Genomic DNA, 7,225 nt, shown 5'->3' with positions numbered 1-7,225 from the left:
AATAGTAGAAATGGAAAAAGTACAAAGACTATGAAATCAAATTTAGGACTATTTGATTTAGATGTTCCAAGAGACCGCGAAGGCTCATTTGAGCCGGCGATAGTGAAGAAACATCAAACTGATGTATCACACCTAGAAAGTGCTGTAATTGGAATGTATGCAAAAGGAATGACTACAAGAGATATAGCAACTCAAATTAATGATATTTATGGAATGGATGCATCACCAACCCTTATTTCTAATATAACAGATAAAGTTATTCCAATGCTTAAAGAGTGGCAAAGCAGACCATCAGAATCAATTTATCCAATAATATTTATGGATGCAATCCATTTTAAAGTAAGAAAAGATAATGCTATTGTGTCGAAAGCAGCGTATGCTGTTATTGGAGTTAACCTTGAAGGTAAGAAAGATGTATTAGGTATTTGGGTTGGTGCTTCTGAATCATCAAAATACTGGTTATTAGTTTTAAATGAACTTAAAAACCGTGGTATAAATGATATTCTAATAGCATGTGTTGATGGTCTCAACGGTTTTAAAGAAGCTATTAAAGCAGTATTTCCTAATACTGAAATACAAAGATGTATTATTCATCAAATAAGAAATTCTAGTAAATATTTATCTTATAAGGATTTAAAAGCCTTTAATGCTGATTTGAAATCAGTATATAAAGCTCCAACAGAAGACGTCGCGTTAGCAGAATTAGATAATCTAGAAGAAAAATGGGGAGACAAATATCTAATAGCAATAAAAAGTTGGAGAAATAATTGGGATGAACTCTCAACATTTTTCAAACACCCACCTGAAATAAGAAAAATAATATATACAACAAATGCAATGGAGAGTTATAACCGCCAACTTAGGAAAGTTACTAAAAGTAAATCAATTTTCCCTAACGATGAGTCATTACTAAAGATACTTTATCTTGCAACTATTGATATAACAAAGAAATGGACGCAAGGAATTAAGGGTTGGGCTCAAATTTTAGCTCAATTATCAATCTTCTTCGAAGGTCGTTTAGACGAAGTTTTGTTTTAAAAATACAGGAACTTAAATCACTCAATCTATACATATATAATGTAATAATATTGAATAAATATGAAATTAAGGTTGGAAGTTTTATTCTACCTCCAACCTTATAAAATAAACATATTACTTTTTGAAGTTTACACAAAAGTCTTGACAGACTCTAAAATCGCCTAAAATAATTTAGTAATTAATTTGTTATCTAACTATAAAATCATTGAAAAATACCATGTTATGGTAATAAAATTTCAATTAATTATAAAAAGCAGTAAGTAAGTTTATTTTACACAAATCTATTTACTGTTCTCATTATTATACAAAACCACAATGTCTTTTAAATTTTGCTTAATAAAAACTCTAATGCAATTTTATATTTATTCAATATATTTTCATCATGGTCATACTCATCCCAAATCATTTCTATATTTTTTCACCTATTCATCTCTTAAATATTTTATAAGATTTCTCTAAAAACTTTGGAGTGTCTTTATGAATGGTAGTTTTCTTATAACCTTCTTTTCTACCTGCAATTACTATAAGCTTAAAATTATCATTTATTATATCTTCTTCTATAAATTTAATCCATTTTTTATACTATTGAGATGAACATATACTTGCAATTTTACTATAATTATTATTTTTATAACTTGAATACAAAGAAACTAATGCTCCAAGCGAATATCCCATGATCTTTCTGATGGCAAGTCCATTTTGTACAGACCTGACACATAGTTATGTTATTAATATTGATAATACTCAACTATATTATTTTCTACTAGGAGATTAGATGGGAATGCTAATTCAGGCACTTGTTCCCTCCATAAATTGTAATACCTTCCGCCTTGCTTTATAAGCTCATCGTGATTTCCGACTTCAATAATTTCTCCTTTATCCATAACGTAAATTTTATCACATCTCATTATTGTACTTAATCTATGTGCAATTATTATTATGCTAATTCCATTACTAAATTCATTTATTGTCTTATCAATAGCTCTTTCAGTTATAGAATCCAAATTACTTGTTGCCTCATCCATTATTAAAACATCGGGCTTTTTTAATATAGCTCTGGCTATAGCAAGCCTTTGCTTTTGTCCACCAGAAAAATTTGATGCATTTTCTTCTAAAAATGTATCGTATCTCGCTGGCAATGAATTTATGTATTCATGAATTTGAGCCTTTTTACAAGCGTCTACAATTTCCTCAAATGTAGCTTTTTCTGCTCCAAAGCTTAAATTTTCCTTTATTGATCCACTAAAGAAAAACATGTCTTGAGAAATATATGAAATTCTGTCTCTTAATATTTCTAAATTTATATCTTTAATATCATATCCATTAATTAAAACTTCACCTTTTTCACACTGATAAAAGTTAAGTAAGAGCTTAGAAATTGTAGTTTTTCCAGATCCACTTTCACCAACTAGAGCTATTTTTTCACCTGGTTCTATACTTATGCATATGTTCTTTAAAACAAGCTGTCTTGTGCCATATCTAAAATCTACATTATTAAATTCAATTTTTCCATTTAACTGTTTAGGTGATACCTTTTTTTCTTCATCAACACTTTTTTCAAGCTCTAAGTCTAATATTTCTCCAAGTCTATCAGCTGCAACAATTGCTGTTTGAAGTGTTGGCTGAAGATTTATTATACGTTGAATAGAATCAAGAAAATATGTAAGCAGTACATTAAATGTCAAAAGTTTTCCAATAGTCATATTTCCTTGAATTACTTCATAAGCTCCAATCCATAAAATTACTGTACCAAAAATAGCTTGTACAGCAGTTTTTATTGAACCTTGCATATTACTTACAAAACCATTTTTAAATATACTTCTAACAAACTTAATAAATCTTTTTTCCATTTCAAAGTTAATTTTTTTTTCACCATTAAAAGCCTTAACTGTTTCAATACCATTTAAAGACTCAACTAAATAAGAGGTAAGCTTTGCATTATCTTCCATAGTTCTTCTATTAACTCTTTCAATAACTCCATTAAAAGCCACGATAATGATTAGATATAAAAATACCGGGATAATTGTTATTCCAAAAAGCAAGTGATTTTCACTGAAAAGAATTACTCCACCAAAAATAACCATAAGAGTATCAATCATCATAGTTAATGCTACTCCCGATATAGCATCCCTTATTTTAGAAGCATCATTAAATCTTGATATAATCTCTCCTGTTTCTCTAGTAGCAAAGAATTTCATTGGAAGCTTAACTACATGATCATAATATCCAATCATAAGTTTTGTATTTATGTTCTGTCCTAAATAAATAAGTAATTGTGTTCTAAAAGCATCTAATAATACTTTAAATATATTCACACAAATAACTCCTAAAGATATTTCTATAAGAGTTTTACTTAAACTGCCTGGTATTATCGTGTCCATTAATGTTTGAAAATAGAAGGATGGTAGTATTCCTAAGGCTGTCAATAGTATTGAAACAAAGAATATATTTATAAGTAATCTTTTTTGAGGTCTCAAAAGTCCAAAAAATCTTTTGAATAATCCTTTTGTCTCATTTCCTTTTTTAAACTGAGCTGTAGGCGTCATAAGAATTAAGATTCCCGACCATATCTTAAAAAACTCTTCTGGCTTATATTTAATTATTCCAATTCCTGGATCTGCAATTAAAAGTTCATTTTGACTTATTTTATGTATAACTACATAGTGTAGTAATTTTCCCTCCATAATAACATGAGCTATAGCTGGTAGTAAAAATTCGCTAAATATGTCATTGGGATTGTTTACTTTCACGCCTTTAGCTGTAAAACCAATTTGTTCTGCAGCCTTAATTATTCCAAATACACTTGTACCTTGTTTATCTGTACCAGCTGTTTCTCTAATTTTTGTTATTGGAATTTTAAGTCCATATTGCTTTGAAATTGTAGCTAAACAAGCACATCCACAGTCTTTAATATCATGCTGCATTATGCATACATATCTTTTAAATATGTTTATCATTCCAAGCCTCCATTAAAATTAATACTTATTAGTCGCTTGCAGAATCTACAAGCGTTGATTTTTCTGATGTTACAAAAATTATACTTTTAATTTTCCTCCACTCACTTCAAAATTAAGCATATTCGCTTTATTTAATTTCTGTGGATTTGTGGATAAACTTTGTGGAATTATACTTTAGATTATTATTCCACACTGTAAACCCTTATAAATTCGTTTAAAACTCTTTATTTTTCTAAAGTTATCCACATTTTTATAAAATTTAATTCTGCAATCATCTAAATTAATACTTATTGCAATAGATATAAAAAATTATATTTAACTTTATAATTTATAGACAAAAAGCCGTTGTAGATACAACGGCTCAATTTGTGATAGTTAGAATAAATAATTATTTCTCACTATTGCTAACTAAGTGATTCAAATCATCTAGAGTAGTGTTATCACCAACCGTCATTGAAATAACTTTACCTTTTGAAAAAAGTGCAACTGTTGGTGTACCACCAAATTGATATGGGGTGGTGAAAGTATCATAAAAATCATTTATTTCTTCTTTTGATGCGTTCTTGAATGTCCCAGTAGGGCCATAATCCAAATAATATATTCGCTGATCAACATTTTTTAAGAATTTCTTCATAATAGGAGAAAAATTTCTACAGTGTGAGCACTCTTTAAAACCTATAAATACAATAAACTTCTCACCATTATGCACTTTATCCAAATACTGTCTTAGTGATATTTTGTGTACACCCTTAATGTTCTTTTCGTACTTTAATTCTGTTACAGTCGATGTTGTTTTGCTTGATGTTACACTGGTAGCTGCGTAAACAGGAACCGCATTACCTCCAATACCTACAAGAAAACTACACATAAGTGTTAAAATAGCCACTGAAACTATGCTTTTTTTCATATTTTTTCACGTCCTTTTAATTAAAATTACTTACTAGGCCACATATTTGAAATATTCAAAGTATTCATTTCTCCCCAAATTCCCTTTGAATGTGAGAAATTATCTATTTTTTTGAGAATATCAGCTTCTTCTTCATTTAATTTTATTTTGTCAACAAAACATATTGTGCAAATGTTTTGAAATACTGCTCGTGCCTCAAGCTGTGGTGTTTGACTTCTATTGGTAACTCGTTCAATTGCATAATTTAAAAGTTCTACAACTTGGGAATATCTATTATCTTGTGAACTCTTTTCTAAAATCAACTTTTTAAAAGTATCAAATAATATAATTGCTGTTTGTTCATCTTTTTTATCTTTCATTTTCTTTTCCCTTCCCCCCTTATAATAAATAAGGGATAGAAGTTTTCACTTCAATCCCCACATTAATATAAAATATTAGAGCAATTGATTAGCAATTACCAACAGGTGCTTTACCGCCACTAGCAACTTCTCCACCCCATCTATCAGCTCCACAAGACCAAGCTTTGCCCCAATCTACAGTACATTTCTTGTCGTCACAGCTAACGCCATTACCGTAATATGTTCCTCCAGATACCATTTCCATTTCTTTGTCTGTAAGTTCTGTAAATTTTTCCATTATAGACATCTCCTTCACGTCAAATTTAAATTTTAGATTTAGTAACTAGTAAGCTACATCCAACAATATATTAGTATAATTATCAAATTAAGTAAATAAGCTCTACTTAAAACGTACAAATTTAGGTATAAAATGTACAAATTTAGGTATAAAACTCAAATAATTTCCAAATTAATTCATTCTATTTTAAATATTTCTTTTAAATCACAAAAATGTACTACTTATGATACAAATATTAAACAGCCTTTAGTAATTCTAGTAGGATTATGACCATCAATATGCCCAACTACAAGAACTGAATGACCTACAAGCATTTCTTCAAGCTCTTCAGGCATAGTCATAATACCAGTTTTTTTTAATATGCTCACCTTTAAAACTTTCAAATACCTCTATGCCGAGTATTACAAGATTATTATAAGCTAATGCCTGTTTAATTCCTCCTAGACCCTTCACTAAATTTGTGTATGCATTAGAAATTAACTTTCACATAACGGTGCTCGGTCTTGTACTAGACTTTTTTCTCTTCTCTTATTAATGGAATAATCTAGTTTGCACTCATAATGAAACTTTATTAATAAATTGTTCTTTCCTCTATGTATAGAGCTAGACAGGCAATAACTTATCCCGTTGGCCTATGCGTGGTTGGCTCCAAGTATGGTGGCGGGTTGTGACAGGTTGCATGTCTTAAACTAATAGGGATAATCAATTCAAGACAAGCTTACAATGGTTTAAGGTCTTGAATATATAAATATAATTTTACATTGTTTTGCATACTGGAAGGGTATTTATATAAGAGATGAAAAGGAATTGGCTAAAGAGGTAATATACTTAAATAATAGTTTCGAAGAACCGTAAAAAGAGAATGAAGTTAATGCAATACTTAGATGTATACCAAAACAATAGATAAGTTTATATCTTATGATCAAATAATAAAAAGCGGAGAGCGTAAAAAAGTGACTAAAGGTATGAGATATAAATAAGATTACTGGCATAAGAACGAAACATTAATCGAGAGGTTAAATATAATAGAGCATGAGCAAAGTAAACTTAAAACCATTTTAGATACACAAGAGAAGTATAGAAGAAATAATGCGAAAAGAACTCCAAGGAATGGAAATAGATTAACCTCAAAACAACAGGAGTTAAAATACTAAAGAGTCTGTGAAGATTTTTGTGTAAACTTCAAAAAATAATATGGTAATTTGATAGGGTTGGAGGTAGAATAAAGCTGCCAACCTTAATTTTATATTTATTCAATATTATCACATTATATATGTATATAGGTTGTTGAATAACTAATTTTTACAAATGGTTCTTATAAGAAAATATTCTTAGAAATTATAGATTCCAAGGATATTTTCTAGTTTTTATTCCTTGCTGCTTTTTGTTAAATTCATCTATTAAGTACGCTAATAAGACCCATTTTATATGACGTTCGTATCGGGCTTGCCCATAAAGTCTTGGGTTTTCTAAGTTATATAATCCCTTTAATACAGAGAATAATTGCTCTATTTTCAATCTGTTTTTATATAATTTGGATCCTATAGGAGATTGAATAAACAAAGCATTTTCATATCGTTTATCAGTAAATGACTCAATACTTTTAGCCTTACGCATATTTATATCAGTTAACAAATTAAATTCTAAGCTAGAAGCAATTTCAAACCATTCTACTGAATCATATGCT

At 29.2% G+C, this 7,225-nt stretch carries 7 protein-coding genes; 1 reads left to right on the top strand and 6 read right to left on the bottom strand.

Translation table 11 applies throughout. The annotated features are described in order from the left end of the window. A partial coding sequence (locus T483_RS0118095; protein WP_026888096.1) for an IS256 family transposase occupies positions 1 to 1,038 on the top strand: 1,038 nt, incomplete at its 5' end. Positions 1,039 to 1,766: 728 nt separating this feature from the next. Here T483_RS0118095 and T483_RS29425 read toward each other — a convergent pair. The 6 genes from T483_RS29425 to T483_RS29415 all read right to left on the bottom strand — a co-directional run. Beyond that, on the bottom strand, positions 1,767 to 3,995 hold the full coding sequence (locus T483_RS29425; protein WP_035790365.1) for a peptidase domain-containing ABC transporter: 2,229 nt from the start codon (positions 3,993 to 3,995) through the stop codon (positions 1,767 to 1,769). A gap of 388 nt (positions 3,996 to 4,383) precedes the next feature. Then, positions 4,384 to 4,902 carry a PedC/BrcD family bacteriocin maturation disulfide isomerase gene (locus tag T483_RS29420; RefSeq protein ID WP_051560445.1) on the bottom strand — a complete coding sequence of 173 codons (519 nt, stop codon included), beginning with the start codon at positions 4,900 to 4,902 and terminating at the stop codon, positions 4,384 to 4,386. A gap of 26 nt (positions 4,903 to 4,928) precedes the next feature. After that, positions 4,929 to 5,261: a bacteriocin immunity protein gene (locus T483_RS0118080; protein ID WP_026888095.1), complete on the bottom strand. Its 333-nt coding sequence runs from the start codon at positions 5,259 to 5,261 to the stop codon at positions 4,929 to 4,931. Between the two features lie 88 nt (positions 5,262 to 5,349). Then, complete coding sequence (locus T483_RS0118075) at positions 5,350 to 5,538, bottom strand: leucocin A/sakacin P family class II bacteriocin (protein WP_026888094.1); 189 nt, start codon at positions 5,536 to 5,538, stop codon at positions 5,350 to 5,352. A 221-nt stretch (positions 5,539 to 5,759) separates the two neighbouring features. After that, positions 5,760 to 5,906, bottom strand: coding sequence for a hypothetical protein (locus T483_RS31165; protein ID WP_155268514.1), 147 nt, complete (start codon positions 5,904 to 5,906; stop codon positions 5,760 to 5,762). A gap of 970 nt (positions 5,907 to 6,876) precedes the next feature. Next, on the bottom strand, positions 6,877 to 7,225 hold a 349-nt coding region (locus tag T483_RS29415), incomplete at its 5' end, for a transposase (protein WP_035790364.1).

This window comes from Clostridium beijerinckii HUN142, assembly GCF_000621745.1.
GTDB lineage: Bacteria > Bacillota > Clostridia > Clostridiales > Clostridiaceae > Clostridium > Clostridium beijerinckii_A.
Note: the sequence above shows the minus strand (reverse complement) of the source record. Positions and strands in the feature narration are given on the sequence as shown.